14 protein-coding genes are annotated in these 17,732 nt (G+C 67.3%); 8 read left to right on the forward strand and 6 right to left on the reverse strand.

The features are described 5' to 3' along the window. The first annotated feature begins 11 nt into the window (after positions 1-11). Both cobD and JHL17_RS30205 read left to right on the forward strand, forming a co-directional pair. Positions 12-1,097, forward strand: coding sequence for a threonine-phosphate decarboxylase CobD (gene cobD / locus JHL17_RS30200; RefSeq protein WP_200198307.1), 1,086 nt, complete (start codon positions 12-14; stop codon positions 1,095-1,097). A gap of 175 nt (positions 1,098-1,272) precedes the next feature. Next, positions 1,273-2,934, forward strand: coding sequence for a diguanylate cyclase (locus JHL17_RS30205; RefSeq protein WP_200198308.1), 1,662 nt, complete (start codon positions 1,273-1,275; stop codon positions 2,932-2,934). A 93-nt stretch (positions 2,935-3,027) separates the two neighbouring features. Here the strand turns inward: JHL17_RS30205 and JHL17_RS30210 are convergent, their stop codons facing one another. Continuing rightward, positions 3,028-3,996, reverse strand: coding sequence for a response regulator (locus JHL17_RS30210; protein ID WP_345773906.1), 969 nt, complete (start codon positions 3,994-3,996; stop codon positions 3,028-3,030). A 97-nt stretch (positions 3,997-4,093) separates the two neighbouring features. Beyond that, positions 4,094-7,636 carry a response regulator gene (locus JHL17_RS30215; protein ID WP_247893894.1) on the reverse strand — a complete coding sequence of 1,181 codons (3,543 nt, stop codon included), beginning with the start codon at positions 7,634-7,636 and terminating at the stop codon, positions 4,094-4,096. A gap of 360 nt (positions 7,637-7,996) precedes the next feature. Here JHL17_RS30215 and JHL17_RS30220 point away from each other — a divergent pair, with 360 nt between their 5' ends. Next, positions 7,997-8,743 carry a substrate-binding periplasmic protein gene (locus JHL17_RS30220; RefSeq protein ID WP_200198522.1) on the forward strand — a complete coding sequence of 249 codons (747 nt, stop codon included), beginning with the start codon at positions 7,997-7,999 and terminating at the stop codon, positions 8,741-8,743. An 81-nt stretch (positions 8,744-8,824) separates the two neighbouring features. Next, positions 8,825-9,451: a glutathione S-transferase family protein gene (locus JHL17_RS30225; RefSeq protein WP_200198309.1), complete on the forward strand. Its 627-nt coding sequence runs from the start codon at positions 8,825-8,827 to the stop codon at positions 9,449-9,451. Between the two features lie 68 nt (positions 9,452-9,519). Here the strand turns inward: JHL17_RS30225 and JHL17_RS30230 are convergent, their stop codons facing one another. From JHL17_RS30230 to JHL17_RS30240, 3 genes are read right to left on the reverse strand one after another with little or no spacing between them, the layout of a single operon-like run. Next, entirely contained in the window at positions 9,520-9,846 is a 327-nt protein-coding gene (locus tag JHL17_RS30230; protein WP_200198310.1) for a DUF1244 domain-containing protein, read from the reverse strand. A 32-nt stretch (positions 9,847-9,878) separates the two neighbouring features. Next, positions 9,879-11,117, reverse strand: a complete 1,239-nt coding sequence (locus tag JHL17_RS30235; RefSeq protein ID WP_200198311.1) for a DUF2478 domain-containing protein — start codon at positions 11,115-11,117, stop codon at positions 9,879-9,881. A 47-nt stretch (positions 11,118-11,164) separates the two neighbouring features. Beyond that, entirely contained in the window at positions 11,165-11,386 is a 222-nt protein-coding gene (locus tag JHL17_RS30240) for a sulfurtransferase TusA family protein (RefSeq protein ID WP_345773907.1), read from the reverse strand. A 224-nt stretch (positions 11,387-11,610) separates the two neighbouring features. On the opposite strand from JHL17_RS30240, the gene JHL17_RS30245 reads away from it, so the two are divergent. After that, on the forward strand, positions 11,611-12,648 hold the full coding sequence (locus JHL17_RS30245; protein WP_200198313.1) for an SDR family oxidoreductase: 1,038 nt from the start codon (positions 11,611-11,613) through the stop codon (positions 12,646-12,648). Between the two features lie 104 nt (positions 12,649-12,752). After that, positions 12,753-14,003 carry an Hsp70 family protein gene (locus tag JHL17_RS30250; protein WP_200198314.1) on the forward strand — a complete coding sequence of 417 codons (1,251 nt, stop codon included), beginning with the start codon at positions 12,753-12,755 and terminating at the stop codon, positions 14,001-14,003. Between the two features lie 55 nt (positions 14,004-14,058). On the opposite strand, the gene apbC is transcribed toward JHL17_RS30250, so the two are convergent. Further along, entirely contained in the window at positions 14,059-15,207 is a 1,149-nt protein-coding gene (apbC, locus tag JHL17_RS30255; RefSeq protein ID WP_200198315.1) for an iron-sulfur cluster carrier protein ApbC, read from the reverse strand. A 172-nt stretch (positions 15,208-15,379) separates the two neighbouring features. On the opposite strand from apbC, the gene hflK reads away from it, so the two are divergent. Next, positions 15,380-16,639: an FtsH protease activity modulator HflK gene (gene hflK, locus JHL17_RS30260; RefSeq protein WP_200198316.1), complete on the forward strand. Its 1,260-nt coding sequence runs from the start codon at positions 15,380-15,382 to the stop codon at positions 16,637-16,639. Positions 16,640-16,652: 13 nt separating this feature from the next. Further along, complete coding sequence (gene hflC / locus JHL17_RS30265; protein ID WP_200198317.1) at positions 16,653-17,585, forward strand: protease modulator HflC; 933 nt, start codon at positions 16,653-16,655, stop codon at positions 17,583-17,585. The last annotated feature ends 147 nt before the right edge of the window (positions 17,586-17,732 follow it).

Consider the following 17,732-nt stretch of genomic DNA (forward strand, 5'->3'; position numbering starts at 1 on the left):
GAGGCGCGATCATGGCCGAAGACAGCCCGGCGACCAAGCCGCGCGTGGCGGAGGAACGGGGGATGGAGGAGCGGCACGCCCGGAATCGGGAAACCGGACAGGCGGTCGCCGCGGGCGGGGCCATCCTGCATGGCGGCGATCTGGACGGTGCCCGCGCCGCGTTTCCCGGTGCGCCGGAACCATGGGTCGACCTGTCCACCGGCATCAATCCGTGGCCCTATCCGCTGCCGCCGATACCGCAGGATGCCTGGAGCCGGCTGCCCGGCCGGGGCGAGGAGGCAGTGCTGCTTCTGGCCGCCGCCGCCTGCTATGGGGCGCCCTCGGCTGATCTGGTCGCCGCGGCGTCGGGATCGCAGGCCCTGATCCAGTTGCTGCCGCGCCTGCGCGGTGCCGGCCGCGTGGCGGTTTGGGGGCCGACCTATGGGGAGCATGCCCGCTGCTGGGCACTGGCCGGCCATGACGTCAGGATGGTGGGGGAAGCGGAGGAGGCTGATGTCCTGGTCGTCGTCAATCCCAACAACCCCGATGGGCGCCGCCTCCCTTCCTCCTTGCTGCTGGACCTGGCGGAAAGGCAGGCGGCGCGTGGCGGCTGGCTGGTGGTGGACGAGGCCTTCGCCGACATGCGGCCCGAGGACAGCGTCGCCGCGTATGCCGGCCGGCCGGGATTGGTGATCCTGCGCTCCTTCGGCAAGTTCTTCGGCTTGGCGGGGCTGAGATTGGGAATCGTCCTGGCTTCCGCCGAACTGGCGGCGTCCTTGCGCGAGGCCATCGGGCCCTGGGCGGTGTCGGGACCGGGATTGGCCGTCGCCACCGCGGCGTTGGGCGACCGCGACTGGATCGCGGCGACGCGCGGCCGCCTGGCCATCGCCGCGGCGGAACTGGACCGCCTGCTGGAGGAAGCCCGGCTGCGCGTCGTCGGCGGCACCGAGCTGTTCCGCCTGGTCGAGAGCCCGCGGGCGCCTGCGCTTTATCGTGCATTGGGGGACGCCGGAATCCTGGTCCGCCGATTCGAGCATCGTCCGGACTGGCTGCGGTTCGGACTGCCGCCATCCGACCAGGCGTGGCGGCGCCTTGAAGCCGCATTGGTCCAGGGATGACGGCAAGGCGAAGCCAGGCATGGAATGTCAGCGTATTGAACAATCGTGAAAAATTTTATACACTCAACCTGTTTTAGAAGTCTGTTCTAACCAGTTCGACCTCGTCGGAAAATGCCGGCGTTGCGGGGGTACGAAGCTCTATGGGAAACTCTTGGCCATGCCGGTTCCGGGTTGCATGGCGATGATCTCAGGCCGTGGTCTGCATGACGAGCGGGATGCCGCGCCATCGCTCTTCGACCGTCTTCCGGTCGGGGTTTGCATCGTCACGGCGTCGGGGATCATCCTCCAAGCCAACCCGGCTCTGCATGACCTGCTGGGCTGCGAGCAGGGTGGACTGCCGGGGCGGAGCTGTCGCGAGTTCGGGTTCGACCTCCAGGGGGCCGGTGAAGCGGCGGAGGACCCGACGCCGGCCTGCCGGGCGGTGCGCAATGACGGTTCCACCCGTTGGGTGACGGTGGACGAGGCACCCTGGACCTTGGCGCCTTTGGATATGGACGCCGAAAGCGCGACGGATCGGCTGCGGCTGCTGACGGTGACCGACGTCGATTCGGTGTTTCGGCAGGCTCGGCCGGCGGGCGAGAGTGCGGGTGGGAGTGCCGCGCAAGACGAGATGCCGGTGGTCGACGCCCTGCTGGAGGCTTCACCGGTGCCGTTGTTCGTCAAGGACGCCGCCGGTCAGTACATCGCGGTCAACCACGCCTTCGCCCGCCTCACCGGCATAAGCCGGGACGAGATGCTGCAGCGAACCACCTTCGCGCTCACCAGCCCGAACATTGCCGAGGAGCATGTCGGACACGACCGCGACCTGTTGGAGCGTGACGGCAGCGTCCACTACGAAGCGCCGATCTGCACGGCCGAGGGGGCGATGCGGATGGTCAACCTGACCAAGGCCGCCTTCCGCGACGGATCAGGCAAGCCTGCGGGCATCGTCGGCGCCATCCACGAGTTGACCGAATCCCGCCCGCACGAAGAGCGGCTGGAGGCCATCCTCGAACAGAGCCCCATCGGCGTTTCGGTGTCGCGCCGCGACGACGGCCGGATCATTTTCGTCAACACCCGTTTCGCCGAACTGATCGGCCTGTCGCGGGAAAAGCTGATCGGCAGCCGCGCCCGCGACTATTACCTGGACAGCCACCAGCGCCTGCGCGTGCTGGAACGGCTGCGCGGCGGCGGCGGCGTCACCAATATGGAGGTCCAGTTCAAGCGGGCGGACGGCTCTCCCTTCTGGACGTTGTTCACGGTGAATCAGGCGGTGATCCAGGGTATGCCGGTCAATCTGGCCTGGATCTACGACTATACGGAACGCCGCAGCATGGAAGAGGCCTTGCGCGACATGGCATCGCGCGACCCGCTGACCGGCATCTACAATCGCCGCTTCTTCATGGACATGGCGCGTGCCCAGGTGGCCCGTGCCCACCGCTTCCACGAGCCTCTGTCGATCTTCGTCCTGGACGTCGACCATTTCAAGCGGATCAACGACACCTTCGGTCATGCCACCGGCGACGATGCGTTGCGCATGGTGGCGGCCGGCTGTCAGGCCATCCTGAGGGAATACGACGTTCTCGGCCGGCTGGGTGGGGAGGAATTCGTCGTCGTGCTGCCCGGCGCCACCGCGGAGGAGAGCCGTGTGGTGGCAGAACGGGTGCGCCGCCATCTGGCCCGCATGCCGATCGAGGCACCCGAAGGGACCTTCCGCCTGACCGCCAGCATCGGCATCGCCGGGCTGGAGGGCGCCACCGACACGCTGGAACGTGCGATACACCGGGCCGATCTTGCGCTCTATCGGGCCAAGCATCTCGGTCGCAACCGCGTTGTGGTGTTCGAACCCGGGATGTGAGCCTCCGGTTGGCGGTGGGTGAAGTACGGCCATCCGCGAGACCGTTGCACGACGTTGCGAGCCGGCGGTGTCCCGGATCCGTCAGTTTGGGGATCAGTCGGCTCGGCTGTCCGGCGTCCGATCGAGATCGACGATGCCGATCACACGATTTCCGTTGCCGACGAAGGTCAACTGGTCGAACCCGACCATGCGGGCCAGCGCGATGCCGCGGCCATGGGTGGCGTTCGATTGCGAGGCATCGACCGACAGGTAGCGGTCGAAGTCGAAACCCGTCCCCATGTCGGTGACGGTGAAGATCACGCGGCTGTCGCTGCGTTCCACATGCAGGGTGGCGAATTTGTCGCGGTGCTCGGCCGAGGCCAGCCGGGCCTCGATCTCGCGCGTCAGCAGGCCGCCGGCCTTCAGCCGGCCCTTTGCTTCGAATCCGATGCCGAGATTGCCGTGCTCCACCGCATTGATCAGGATTTCCGACAGCCCGAAGGTCAGGCTGTGGCCGGTCGTGGCGATCGGCGAGAGGGTGATCGCGAGATTCTGCGCTTCCTGCGGGGTGCGGAAGCGGAAAAGCCCGTCGCATAGCAACCCGATGGCGTCGGACCGTGAGCGCAGGTCGCCCTGCAGGCTCTTCAGCCGTCCCGTCGTCTCTTCCGCCGCCCGGACGACGGAGCGCAGCAGGGCGCCGTCATAGGGTTTGACGAGGTAATAGAAGACGCCGGCGCGGATGGCCGCCGCAATGTCCGCGCCGCTGTCCGACAGGGTCTGGATGATGACCGGGATATCGGCCAGATGCGGCTCCCGCTTCATTTGTTCGTAGAGTTCCAGCCCGTCCCCATCGGCAAGCCGCCGGTCGAGCAGCACGACGTGGATCGTCGATCCGCTGGCCGACAGGATCTCCCACGCCTGCGCCTTGGTTTCGGCCTCAAGGGTCCGATAGCCGATGCGGGAAAGATAACCGGCGACGATGGCGCGGGTCATCTCCTCGTCGTCGACGACCAGAGCGGTGACGGCATCGGCCATGGTCGGCATGTACTCCGGCGGTTCGGGATGCGCGATCGGAACATCCACGGCATTTTACTGAAAAGGGGGCCATCGCACAATCTCCGGCGGCATCGCGTCGCAGCATCGTGATCCGATCCAAACGTCCGGCCGGTCGGTCGGTCAGTCAGCCGGCGATCCCGTCGAGCGCTGCCGCGGCGTTCCTTGCGCCGGACAGTTCGTCGGCGACCCGCTGTCCCGCGGCGACGGTCAGCGCTTCGTGGTCGCGGCGGCGGGCGGCGGCGACCAGATGATCGACTGTGGCGGCCAGCCGATCGAAGCCGACATTGGCGGCTGAGCCCTTCAGGATATGAGCCTCCCGTTCGATGTCGTCGCAGTCGTTGCGCGCGAGGGCTTTGCACAGCCGGTCGAGATGCTGCCCGCTCTCGGCGAAGAAGGTTTCCAGCAGCAGGGCAAATCCATCCTTCTCCAGCGCGTCCCGCAGTTCGTCGATCTTCTCCGCATTGACGATGGCCGGCTCCGCCTGCGGCGGCATCGGTCCAGGGGGCCGTCCGGCAGCTTCGGCAGCGTCCGGGATTGGACGAACGAAGCGGGCAAGGGTATCCAGCAGCTTGCGGGCGTTGATCGGCTTCGACAGGTAATCGTTCATGCCGGCTTCCAGGCAGAGGGCGGCATCGCCCTGCATGGCGTTGGCCGTCAGCGCCACGACAGGAACGCGCGCGGCCGGTCCGGACAGCCGGCGGATCCGGCGGGTCGCCGTCAGCCCGTCCATCACCGGCATCTGGACGTCCATCAGGACGAGGTCGTAGGGCCGGGCTATCACCGCCTCCACCGCCTCCTCGCCGTTCGACACGGCTTCCGCGCCATGGCCGGCGCGGCGCAGCAAGGCCAGCGTCAGCTGCTGATTGACCGGATTGTCCTCGGCGACCAGCACCCGGGCGCGCGGCTTTGCCTCCGGCTGTTCAGCGGGCACCATCTCGGCCGTCACGCCGGCCTTCCCAATGATCGGCAGGCGGATGGGGATGGGAACCGCGCCGTCGGCGGTCCCGCTTTCCGGCACGACATGCGGCCAGGATGCCAGGGTGGCTGCCGGCGATTTGGCCGAGGGTACGAATTGCGGTTCCAGCAAGCGGGCGAGGCATTGGCACAGGGAGCTGAACCGGATCGGCTTGGGCAGGTCGGCATCCACCGGTGCCCGTTCCGGTTCCTGTCCCTCCAGCCTCTGGGAGGAGGCGAGGGCCAGCCGGATGCCGGTCAGTTCCGGAAGGGCGCGGATGCGCCGTGCCAGCTCGGGTCCGGTCATGCCCGGCATGCGATGGTCCAGGATCGCGGCGTCGAACGGCACGCCGTCACGGGCGGCGGCGATCAAACGGTCCAGTGCCCGCTCCCCGTTTTCCGCCGTCTCGGTCAGGATGCCGAAGCCGTCGAGTTGCCTGGTCAGCAGGTCGCGGTTGACGGCGGTATCGTCGACCAGCAGCAGGCGGCGCCCGGCCCATTCGCCCGCCGGAACGGGCGGATGGGCGCCGCCGGCACCGCGCTTCAACGGCACGGTGACCCAGAAGACGCTTCCCTCCCCCGTCCGGCCGTCCATCCCGATCCGGCCGCCCATCAGTTCCGTCAGCCGCTTGCAGATCGCCAGTCCGAGCCCGGTGCCGCCATGGCGCCGGGCAGGGGAGGAATCGACCTGGGTGAACATGGCGAAAAGGCGTGGACGTTCCTCCTCCGGAATGCCGATGCCGGTATCGCGGACCTCGAACCTGACGAAGACATCGTTGTCCGATTTGTCGGAACGCGTATCGCCGGCGGCAGGCCGCTCCTCGCTCAGCAGGATGGTGACGCTTCCCGAATCGGTGAACTTCACGGCATTGCCGGCAAGATTCAGCAGTATTTGCCGCAGCCGTCCCGCATCGCCCGACAACGGGCCGCGCAGTTCGGTCGGTACGAAGCTGGCGAGGTCGAGCCCCTTGGCCGCGGCGCGCGGCGCAAGGATCTCCGCCACGCTTTCCACCATCGGCACCAGTTCGAATTCTCCGATCTCCAGGTCCAGCCGGCCGGCGTCGATCTTGGAGAAGTCGAGGATGTCGTTGATAATGACCAGCAGAGATTCGGCGGAATCGCGGATCGTCTCGGCATAGGCGCGCTGCTCCGCTTCCATCCTCGTGTCGAGCAGAAGCCCGGCCATCCCGATCACGCCGTTCATCGGCGTGCGGATCTCGTGACTCATGGTCGCGAGGAATTCCATCTTGATGCGCTGGCCGTCCTCCGCCCGCTCCTTGGCGTCGCGCAGCGTCCGCTCCAGTCGTTTCTCCTCCGTCAGGTCGCGCAGGATGGCGGCATAGAGCGGCCCGGCCGCGGTTTTCACCAACGCCATGGAATAGGCCAGCGGGAAGCTCTCGGTTTCTCCGATAACGCCGGACGCCGCCGGACGCAGGGCGATGGTTTCGCCGCGGGCGGTGGGATCCATGGTGTGGCGCCGATGTGCGATCCCGTCCAGCGCCCGGGCGGCATCGGCACGTCTTTCCACCGGCAGGAGATCCACCACCGACCGGCCGACGAGTTCGCCCGGCGTGCAGCGGAAGATCGCATGTGCGGCCGGGTTCCCGGCCTCGATCACGCCATCCGGGCGTGCGGTGACGATACCTTCCGCCGCGGTGTCGACGATCGCCGATAGGCGGGCGTTGGTCTCCTCGAGTTCCTTTCCCTGCCGACGCTGCGCCGTCAGCGAGCGGGCCAGCAGCAGACCGAACAGGCACAGCAGCAGGATCATTCCCGCCGACAGCAGCATCGTCGTCCGCAGATTGGCGCGCCAGGCGGCCAGCACCGCGTCTTCCCGCACGCTGACCGTCAGGACCAGAGGCCAGACCGGCGTCGTGCGGTAGGCAACGATGCGCGTTTCCGGACCGGCACCGATATCCGTTCCGGGGTGACGGAACACGCCGTATTCGGCTTGCGGCAACTGTTGCCGGAACAGCGGGGTCGCAGCGAAGGATCTGGCGATCTCGTCCCCCGCCTGCGGCTGGACGGTCAGCAATGTACCGTCATAGCGGTACAGCGCGATGCGATCGGCCACGCGGACGATGTTTCCGCCTTGGACCGCTCGGTACAATCCTTGGAAATAGTCCGGATTGACGGTGGCGACGACGACCGCCTGCATCGTGCCTTCCGGGTTGCGCAGGGCGCGGCTCATCGGCAGCAGCCAGCGCCCCGAGCGCTCCTCGCCGGCGGCAGCGTCGATCAGGCTGCGTCCAGGGCGCGGATCGCCGATCACCAGTCCGTTTCCCTGACCTGCCGCCTGGAGGCGGAAAACGTCCAACTCGGTCAGGTGGGCGTCGGCAGGGTGTGCCCCCTCGGTGCTGGCGAGGATGCGACCGGTGCGGTCGAGCAGGGTCAGCCCGCGCAGATGCGGCGAATGATGCAGCCTGTCGGTCAGCATTGCCGTCGCATCCGAATCGAACGCGCCGTCGTCGCCAGTCCAGTTGGCATCGGACAGCGACTCGACGATGGACGATAGTGTCACATCCACCGACTGCACCGTGCGGGTGGTCGACACTTCGAGAGCCGCGGCAAGGTTGGCGAGGCTGGCGTCCGCCGACTCCAGAGCATCCTGACGGCCCGCGATCAGCTGTTGCCCCTGGTTGACCAGCAGGGTCAGGACTGCCAGAAGGGCGAAGGCGAAGATGCCGCCCGGCCTTTCGAAAAGACCCTTCAAAGCCGCTTTTGCTGAGGACGGGGACAGGGCTGCATTCCGGACTGTCAGGGGTGGTCGAGCGGCAAAGCGGCGGATTGCACGGATCCGATGCGGAACCGTGACCGGATCGCAGTCGGATGAAAGCGCTGGGTGTCGGCTATGGTCGAAGCTCTTGGCTGGAACATTAGCAGTTGGACGTCCTGAACGCCAAGCATTCGCTGTCGACCTGGCTCGGTTGATGGTAAGATGCTGATATGGCTTTTCAGTTATACGCTCGATATTCGAAGATATGGAAGATTGGTTAACGGAAGGTGACCAATGGCAACGCGGATTTTTTGGGCGATCTGCTCGGCGTTTTTTTTGGCTCTATCTAATTATGCCATGAGCGCTGCCTTGGCAGAAGATGGAAGACTTCAGAAAATTGCGGAGAATAAGCAACTTCGTGTCTGCATTTGGCCCGATTACTACGCGATCTCGTTCCGGAATCCGCGCACCGGCGTGCTTGAGGGGTTGGATGCGGATTTGGCTCGGGCCTTTGCCGACGATCTCGGTGTCCGGCTCACGGTGGTGGAGAGCAGTTTTCCCCACTTCATCGACGACCTGCTGGCCGACCGGTGCGACATCGGCATGTTCGCCATCGGCATCACCCCGGCGCGGGTGCGGCAAGTCGCCTTCAGCCAGCCCTACCTGCGCAGCGGCATCTATGCGGTGACCTCCCAGACCAATGACGCCGTTCGGCGGTGGGAGGATCTCGACCGCATCGGCAATGTCGTGGCGGTGCAGAGCGACACCTATATGGACGGTTACGCCCGAGCCTCCATGAAGGCCGCCCGCATCGTCGGCGTGAACCGCCCGCAGGAACGGGAGGAGGAGGTGCAGTCCGGCCGTGCCGACGCCTTTCTGACCGATTATCCCTATGGGCAGCGCATGCTGGCCTTCCATCCCTGGGCTCGCCTGATCGTGCCCGACGTTCCGGTTCAACCCACACCCTATGGCTATGCGGTGGCGCCCGGCGACGCGGCTTGGCTGGAGCGGGTCGATGCCTTCGTCGCCGCGATCAAGGCCGACGGGCGACTGGAGAGCATCGCCACCCGCTACAATCTGACTCCCATCGTGGTGCGGGACTGAGGCGCGTTGGACGAATACGTCTTCGGGATAAATCCATAGTAGGATGGATGGGATCTCCAGCATTCAGCAGGAAAACCGTCGATGATCCTGATCGGACAATACGACTCTCCCTTCGTACGCCGCGTCGCCGTGGCTCTCCATGCCTACGGCATGGCTTACGACCACCGGCCCTGGTCGGTCTTTTCCGATGCTGCGGAAGTCGCGCGTTTCAATCCGCTGAAACGGGTGCCGACCCTCGTGCTGGAGGATGGCGAGGTGCTGATCGAAAGCGGCGCCATCCTCGACCATCTGGACGAGGTCGCCGGAGCGGATCGCGCCCTGATCGCCCGCCAGGGGCCGGAGCGCCGCCGGGCCTTGAAGCTCTGCGCGCTGTCGACCGGGCTGGCCGACAAGGCCGTCAGCCTCGTCTACGAGCGCGTGTTGCACAAGGAGCGGTCCGACCTGTGGGTGGAACGCTGCATCGGCCAGATCGGTGCCGTTCTCGACATGCTGGACTCCGATCGCGCCGCCGCTCCCGGTCCCTGGTGGTTCGGCGACCGCATCGGCCATGCCGACATCGCCGCGGGCTGCGCCCTCCGCTTCGTTGGCGAAGCCCACCCTCAGGTCTTCGATCGGTCCCGTTGGCCGGCGCTCGCCGCCCATTCCGACGCCTGTGAGGCGATGGCGGAGTTCCAGGCGGTGACGCAACCCTTCTCGGTGAACGCCTGAACCGGCGCCCCCCTCCTGGCCGATGTGCGGCATTGGACGGGAAGGGGACGGCGACCTATAGCCGCGGCTTAACGATGGCCGCTGATCTCCGCATGCAGTGGCTTGCTGTCCTCGAACTTCTGCTGCTGTTCGGCGCTGGCTTCCTTCTGGTGCTTCTGCTTCCATTCGGAATAGGGCATGCCGTAGACGGCGATGCGGGCGTCTTCGTCGGACAATTGGACTCCGCGTTCCTTGGCGGCGGCCGCATACCATTTGGATAGGCAGTTGCGGCAGAATCCGGCGAGATTCATCAGGTCGATGTTCTGCACATCGGTGCGCTTGCGCAGATGCTCGACCAAGCCGCGGAAAGCTGCGGCTTCCAGTTCGATGCGGGTCTGATGGTCCAGATCGGCCATGGGGTCTCTACTCCTCCGATATTCTTGTTCGTTTAAGAATGGGGTGGCCGGTGCAGCGTGACCATCCGGCCATAGGGGTGAAAATCACGCGATCCGCCGCCGGCGGCGATGGTGCGCGCCACCGCCTCGCGGTTGATGGCGACGAAGCCGGCCAGCGCGTGGATGCCGTAGTCGAACAGGCGTGGGGTCAGCGGCGTGCCGGGGCCGATCATCGCCACCGTCGCGCCGGGCGAAACCCGCAGCAGGCGGGGCAGCGTGCGGTTGGCGAAGGCCGAGGCGGTGACGGCCACCGCCTCGGCGCCCGGCAGCAGCCAGTCGCAGGCCGCTTCCGGGTATTCGCCCTCCCGCGGGCTCATGTCGATCACCTGGGCGCGCGGCAGGCGGCGGGCAAGCTGGGGAAAGCCGCCGACCACCACCACCCGGCCCTCGACCGAGGCGAACAGGTCGAGACCGTTGCCGGGAGCGCCGGCAAGGTCGGGCCGGTTGTAATGGGTGTTCAGCGCCGCGACGCCGACTGCAATCTCGACCGCATCCCAGGACCGGGCTGCCATCGCCGCCAAGTCGCGCAGGGACAGGCCGGTCCAACGCCGCGGATCTTCCTCCGTTGCAGTGGTCTCTGCCGGAGTTTGCCGGGCGGCGACTCCCAGTCCGTCGGCGGTTTCCACCAGCACCCACTTGGCGCCGGTGACGACGCGGCGCACCTCGGCGTCGGCGACACCCTGGACCAGATCCTGGTACATCCGCTGCGGACCCCACCAGCGCCACAGCGCCTCGGACACCGGCGAAAGCAGGTCGCAGAAGCCGCCGGTGGCGGTCTGCCATTCATTGAGATAGCGGCTGCCGACGCTGGTCAGCACCGGAATGCCGTCGGCGATCGCGGACAGCATCTCGTCCGACAGTCCGTCGCCATGCGATTCCAGACCGGCGAACTTGTTGACCACCAGCAGATCGACACCCGAGGCGACGGCGTTGCGGATCGCTTGGCTGGCCTCCGCCACGCCTGTCGGGTCGACTCGGCAGGACTGGGAGTCCCGCCCCAGCTTCTGGGTGATGTCATAGGCCCGGCCGCTGGCGACATCGACCAACTCCATCCGCTCGGCACAATCGTCGCCCGGTCCGTGGTTGCGCTGCACCAGCCCGCCGACGCGGAAGCCTCGACGCTTCAGTTCCGCCGCAAACCCGTCCAGCAACGCGTCGATTCCATGGGATCCGGGACCATGGATCACGGCGCCGGGGCGCAGCGGCGGCGGAGAGGCGAGGGGAAGCGGCATCGGGATGGAACCTTTCGCGGAACGGCGGACGGATGGCGACGGGTGCCTCAAACGCCGCGGCGGATGCGGTAGACAAAGACCGTTCCGTGGACCTCGTCCACCCTGGTCTCGTGCGACAGCAGCGCGTTGTCGGTCGTGTTGCAGAAATGCTTGAAGTCGATGACGGAGGCCGGGTCGGTCGCATGGACGACCAGTTCCTCGCCGGTCTCCATCCCGTTCAGCAGGGCGCGGGTACGCAGGATGGGCAGCGGACAATGCAGCCCCTTCACGTCAAGCTCTCTTGCCGGCACCGCGCCCGCTCCACGCTGGTTGAGGAGGAAATCCTTACTGGACGTATGACTGTAGCGGGTTCCCGCCCGCTTCTCCAGACCGGCGGCCGAAAGGTCGCATCCACCACGGGCGGCCGGCCAAAGCTGGAAGGTATCCGAGATTTTCCGCCGGCCGCGCTGTTGTACGGCGCAATCGGACGATCTTGGACGAAAGGATTGCGGTCATGGCGAAGCGGCCCGGCGACAAGATGGGCAACAAGGTGGTGGTCATCACGGGCGCCTCCAGCGGCATCGGGCGGGCGACCGCACTGGAGTTCGCCCGACAGGGTGCCGCGGTGATCCTCGCTGCGCGGCGGATGGCCGCATTGCACGAGGTGGCGGAGGAATGCGTGGAGGCCGGCGGCCGGGCCATGGTGGTGCCGGCCGACGTCACCGACCAGCGCGCCATGCAGCAGCTTGCCGACCGTGCCATCGAGGCCTTCGGCGGCATCGACGTCTGGGTGAACAATGCCGGCGTCATCGCCTTCGGCCGGTTCGAGGACATCCCCGACGAGGTGTTCGAACAGGTGGTGCGCACCGACTTCTTCGGCATGGTGCACGGCTGCCGTGCCGTGCTGCCGCATTTCCTCGACCGTGGCGAGGGGATCATCATCAACACGGCGTCGATGGTGTCCAACATCGGGCAGCGTTATGCCACCCCCTACACCGCGGCGAAATTCGCCGTGCGCGGCTTCTCCGAGTCGCTGCGGCAGGAACTGGTGGACGAACCCGACATCCACGTCTGCATGGTGATGCCGGCCTCCATCGACACCCCGCTGTGGCAGCATGCCGCCAATTACACCGGCCGGGCGATCAAGCCGCTGAGCCCCATCCACCCGCCGGAGGAGGTCGCCGCCGCCATCCTGTCGCTGGCGCTCAATCCGCAACGCGAGCTGTTCGTCGGCACCGAGGGACGCCTCGCCGCCGTCGGCAACGCGATGGCGCCGCAGATGACCGAACGGGCGCTGGCCCACACCATCGAGCGTGACATGTTCCAGAACCGTTCGGCACCCGACACCCCGGGCGGCGTGCTGACGGCCATGCCGGAATATCAGGGAGCCAGCGGCGGCTGGATCGAGCGGCGCCCGGAGCGCAGCCGGGGCCGGGGTGGAGGGGACGGGCCGCAGCGCTCCTTCTCCTGGACCAACCTGACCCTGTTCCTCCTGCCTGTCGTGCTGGCGAGCCGTCCATTGGGCAACGGCCGGATGCGCCACGTTTGGTGATTCACCGGCAGCGCCCTTGATCCGGCGGTCCGGAGCCGTTATACGCTCGGCCCTTTTCCGGTGCGGCGGCTGGCCGCACCGGACATCCGGGCAGGAGGCGGGACATGACGGCGTGCGGGCTCGATTTCGGCACCTCGAACACGACGCTGGGCGTGCAGGACGCGGACGGCTTCCGGCTGCTGGCCCTCGACGGCACGCGCACCACCCTGCCGACCGCGGTGTTCTTCGATTTCGAGCATGACCGGACCACCATCGGGCAGGCGGCCATCGACGGCTATGTATCGGGGGTGGAAGGTCGGCTGATGCGCTCCATCAAGTCGATGCTCGGCACCGATCTGATCGACGCCGACACCGCGCTGCGCAAGGGCCGTATCAGCTTCCGCGCGGTGATCGGCACCTTTCTCGACCTGGTGAAGAAGCGGGCGGAGGACGCGCTGGACGGCCCGCTGGGCGACGTCGTCGTCGGCCGCCCGGTCCATTTCGTCGACGGCGACCCGGCGGGCGACGCGGCGGCCGAAGAGGCGCTGGGGCAGATCGCGCGGGCGGCTGGATTCCGCAACGTCTCCTTCCAGTTCGAACCCATCGCCGCCGCGCTCGATTACGAGCAGCAGGTGGCGGGAGAGGAACTGGCGCTGATCGCCGACATCGGCGGCGGCACGTCGGATTTTTCCGTCGTGCGCATCGGGCCGGGCCGGCGCGGCAAGCCCGACCGGTCCGGCGACATCCTGGCCAATGACGGCATCCGCGTCGGCGGCACCGACTTCGACCGTGACCTCAGCATCGCCACCGCCATGCCCGAGCTGGGGCTGGGCAGCGCCCTGAAGCGCGCCGGCCTGCTGGCGCCCAGGAGCATCTATTTCGATCTGGCGACCTGGTCGAAGATCAATTTCCTCTACACCGCCAAGGCGATGGCGGAGCTGGAGCGTCTGCAGCGCGATTCCGCCGAGCCGGAGAAGATCGAGCGCCTGATCGGCGTGGTCGAACATCGCCAGGGCCATGCGCTCGCCATGGCGGTGGAGCGCACCAAGATCGCCCTGTCCGATCGGGAGGCGGCGGAGCTGGCGCTGGATTGGGGCGACGGAAAACTGGCCCTGCCGGTGGACCGGGAGGCGCTGAACCGCGCCACCGGATCGCTCGCCGCGCGCATCGGGACCCGCATCCGCGACTGTCTGGCCGAGGCGGGCGTGACTGCCGACCGCATCGACGCGGTGTTCCTGACCGGCGGCTCCACCCTGCTGCCCCAGGTGCGCGAGGCGATCCTGGCCGAAGCGCCCGGCGCGCGGGTGGTGGAGGGCAACATCTTCGGCTCCGTCGGCCTTGGGCTGACGGTGGAAGCGCTGCGGCGCTATGGCTGACGAAGTTTGGGTGTGAAGGCGGCGGGGGTGGGACGTCGCTCCCACCCCCGGCCGCTCACTGCACCACGATGCGCGGCGCGGCGCGGCCGCCGGTGCCGCCGCCGATCTTTTCCCAAAGGCGGGTGGCGATGCGGCGATAGGACTGGGCATGGTCGGACTCCGGCTGCGACACCACGATCGGCTGGCCCTGGTCCGAGGTTTCACGGATCGACAGGTGCAGCGGGATCTCGCCCAGGAATTCCATGCCGAGGTCGTCGGCTTCCTTGCGGGCGCCGCCGTGGCTGAAGATGTCGGTGCGATGGCCGCAGTTGGGGCAGCAGAAATAGCTCATGTTCTCGATGATGCCCAGCACCGGCACATCGACCCGGCGGAACATGTTCAACCCCTTGCGGGCATCCAGCAGGGCGATGTCCTGCGGGGTGGAGACGATCACCGCACCCGCCAGCGGCACCTGCTGGGCCATGGTCAGCTGGGCGTCGCCGGTGCCCGGCGGCATGTCGACGACCAGGATGTCGAGAGTGCCCCAGTTGACGTCGCGCAGCATCTGCTGCAGCGCGCTCATCACCATCGGGCCGCGCCAGATCATCGGCGTGTCCTCGGCCACCAGGAAGCCCATGGACATCACCTTGATGCCGTAATTCTCCATCGGCTCCAGGCGCTTGCCGTCGGGGCTGTTGGGCCGGCCGGAGATGCCCATCATGCGCGGCATCGACGGGCCGTAGATGTCGGCGTCGAGCAGCCCGACCTTCAGACCGTTGGCTGCCAGCGCCAGCGCCAGATTGGCCGCGGTGGTCGACTTGCCCACACCGCCCTTGCCCGACGCCACCGCGACGATGGACTTCACGCCGGGGACGAGCGGCTTTTGCGGGTCGGTCTGCGGGGTGCCGTGGGAATGTCCATGGCCCCCGCCATGTGAATGGGCATGCCCCTGTTGGGGTGCGGCCTGGGGCGTCGCGCGATGGGCGGTGAGCACCGCGGTGACCGACAATACGCCGGGCAGGGCGTCCACCGCCTTCTCGGCGGCGTGGCGCAGCGGTTCGGCCTGGGCGCCGCGCTTGGGATCGACTTCGATGGAAAAAGCGACATGCCCGTCGCGCACCACGAGGCCCGACAACATGCCCAAACTGACGATGTCGCCGCCCCGGTCCGGGTCGATGACCGTCTTCAGCGCCTGCATGACTTGAGCTTCGCTGATCTGCGCCATGGTTGAAAACTCCGCTGTCTTCACGATATTGGCGGATATCCGTTGGTGGAATCCTTGCCGAAGGGTATGGGGGACTATAGGACCGGCGGACGAGATCGGTAAAGGGATGCGCGGGGCTTAAGCCATTGCGCTTCCACATGATGGGACGAATCGCAGAGGGGGACGCAGTCGGATGCCGTGGAACAATCAAGGTGGGGGCGGTGGTGGTGGCCCCTGGGGTCCTCCGCCGGGCAACAACGGCCCGGGCAACCCGTGGGGGCGCCCCCAGGGCGGGGGAAATGGCGGCGGTGGCGGTGGCCCGCAGCCTCCCGACCTTGAGGATCTCCTGCGCCGGAGCCAGGACCGCCTGCGCCGCGCCATGCCCGGCGGCTTCGGCAGCGGCCGCGGCGTGGCTCTGGTCGTGGGCGTTCTCGGCCTGATCTGGCTGGCCAGCGGCATCTATCGCGTCGAGGCGGACGAGCAGGGCGTCGTCATGCGCTTCGGCCAGTGGACCCGCACCGAGCAGCCCGGCCTGCGCTACCGCCTGCCGTCGCCGATCGAGGCGGTGCTGCTGCCCAAGGTGACGCGCGTCAACCGGATCGAGGTCGGCTACCGGTCTTCCGGCGGCGGCGGTCGCACCGACCGCGACGTGCCGGACGAATCGCTGATGCTGACCGGCGACGAGAACATCATCGACATCGATTTCACGGTTTTCTGGGTCATCAAGGACGCCGGCAACTTCCTGTTCAAGATCCGCGAGCCGGAAGTGACGGTGAAGAAGGCGGCGGAAAGCGCCATGCGCGAGGTCATCGGCCGCACCGACCTGCAGCCGGCCCTGACCGAGGCCCGCCAGCAGATCGAAACCTCGACCCGCCAGCTTCTCCAGACCATGCTGGACGAATATCAGGCCGGCATCGAGATCACCCAGGTCCAGCTGCAGAAGGCCGATCCGCCGCAGCCGGTCATCGACGCCTTCAACGACGTGCAGCGTGCCCGCGCCGACCGCGAGCGCGCCCGCAACGAAGCCGAAGCCTACCGCAACGACATCATCCCGCGTGCCCGCGGCGAGGCGGAGCGGCTGGTGCAGGAGGCCTCGGCCTATCGCGAGCAGGTGGTCAGCCTCGCACAGGGCGATGCCGAACGTTTCCGCAAGGTGTACGAGGCCTACGCCCTGAACAAGGACGTCACCGCCAAGCGCATGTATCTGGAGACCATGGAAGAGATCTTCCGCGGCCGGAACAAGATCATCGTGGACGGATCGGCGCAGAACGTCGTGCCGTATCTTCCGCTGAACCAGCTGGCTCCGAACGCCGCTCCGGCGCAGCAGGCTCCGCGCCAGGCGCAGCCGAGCCAGAGCGGCAATCAGGGTGGCGCACGGTCCGGCACGCAGACGCAGCCGCTGTCCGCGCTGCCTCCGAATTCGCCCCAGACCCCTTCAATGTCCGGCCAGTGAGGAGGATCGCATCATGAAACGCACCCTCGCCATCGCCGGTATCGCCATCGTCGCCCTGGGCGTCGTCGCGTCGTCCGCCCTGTTCACCGTCAACGAGGCCCAGCAGGCGCTGGTCCTGCAATTCGGCGAACCGCGCCGGATGATCCAGGACCCGGGCCTGAAGGTGAAGATCCCCTTCATCCAGGAAGTCCGTCTTCTCGACCGCCGCGTGCTCGACCTCGATCCGCCGGTGGAGCAGGTGATCCTCGCCGACCAGAAGCGCCTGGACGTCGACGCTTTCGCCCGCTATCGCATCCAGGATCCGCTGCGTTTCTACCAGACCGCCGGGACCGAGGCGGTGGCGGAAACCCGCCTGAACTCGATCGTCAACTCCTCGCTGCGCCGCGTGCTCGGCAACGTCACGGTGCTGGCCGTCCTGTCGGACGAGCGCGCCCGCATCATGACCGACATCAAGGGGCAGGTGAACGACGAGGCCAAGCGCTTCGGCATCGAGATCGTCGACGTGCGCATCCGCCGCGCCGACCTGCCGGAGGAGACCAGCCAGTCGATCTTCGCCCGCATGCGTTCCGAGCGCGAGCGGGAGGCGTCGGAAGCCCGCGCCCAGGGCCAGGAACAGTCGCAGCAGATCAAGTCGCGCGCCGAGCGCGAACGCACGGTCATCATCGCCGAGGCCCAGCGCGACGCGCAGATCCTGCGCGGCGAAGGCGACAACAACGCGCTCAAGCTGATCGCCGAGGCGACGTCGCAGGACCCGGGCTTCTATGGCTTCTACCGCTCGCTCGAGGCTTATCGGAAGTCGCTGAACGGCAACGACACCACCATGGTGCTGTCGCCGACCGGCGAGTTCTTCCGCTACTTCAACGGGACCGGTCCGCAATCGGCCGGCGGACCTTCCGCTCCGGCTGCTGCGCCGGCACCGGCACCGGTTCCCGCTCCGGTGCAGTAAGACCGCAGACCGGAACAAGCTGCATGCGGCCGGATCGGGTTCCCCCTCGATCCGGCCGCAGCCATGTCCGGGTAGGCGGTGTCCGGCGGGCGGTCCGCGGCAATGCTTCAAAGGAAATCCTAGGGCTTAAGATTTCCACTGGTGCCG

The sequence above is a fragment of the Azospirillum endophyticum genome (assembly GCF_016595245.1).
Lineage (GTDB): Bacteria > Pseudomonadota > Alphaproteobacteria > Azospirillales > Azospirillaceae > Azospirillum > Azospirillum endophyticum.

Coding starts and splice junctions, on each gene's coding strand:
- hflK (WP_200198316.1), top strand. CDS start 15,380: ATGCCGTGGAACAATCAAGGTGGGGGCGGTGGTGGTGGCCCCTGGGGT.
- JHL17_RS30235 (WP_200198311.1), bottom strand. CDS start 11,117: ATGCCGCTTCCCCTCGCCTCTCCGCCGCCGCTGCGCCCCGGCGCCGTG.
- JHL17_RS30230 (WP_200198310.1), bottom strand. CDS start 9,846: ATGGCCGATCTGGACCATCAGACCCGCATCGAACTGGAAGCCGCAGCT.
- JHL17_RS30220 (WP_200198522.1), top strand. CDS start 7,997: ATGAGCGCTGCCTTGGCAGAAGATGGAAGACTTCAGAAAATTGCGGAG.
- JHL17_RS30245 (WP_200198313.1), top strand. CDS start 11,611: ATGGCGAAGCGGCCCGGCGACAAGATGGGCAACAAGGTGGTGGTCATC.
- apbC (WP_200198315.1), bottom strand. CDS start 15,207: ATGGCGCAGATCAGCGAAGCTCAAGTCATGCAGGCGCTGAAGACGGTC.
- JHL17_RS30250 (WP_200198314.1), top strand. CDS start 12,753: ATGACGGCGTGCGGGCTCGATTTCGGCACCTCGAACACGACGCTGGGC.
- hflC (WP_200198317.1), top strand. CDS start 16,653: ATGAAACGCACCCTCGCCATCGCCGGTATCGCCATCGTCGCCCTGGGC.
- JHL17_RS30205 (WP_200198308.1), top strand. CDS start 1,273: ATGGCGATGATCTCAGGCCGTGGTCTGCATGACGAGCGGGATGCCGCG.
- JHL17_RS30225 (WP_200198309.1), top strand. CDS start 8,825: ATGATCCTGATCGGACAATACGACTCTCCCTTCGTACGCCGCGTCGCC.
- cobD (WP_200198307.1), top strand. CDS start 12: ATGGCCGAAGACAGCCCGGCGACCAAGCCGCGCGTGGCGGAGGAACGG.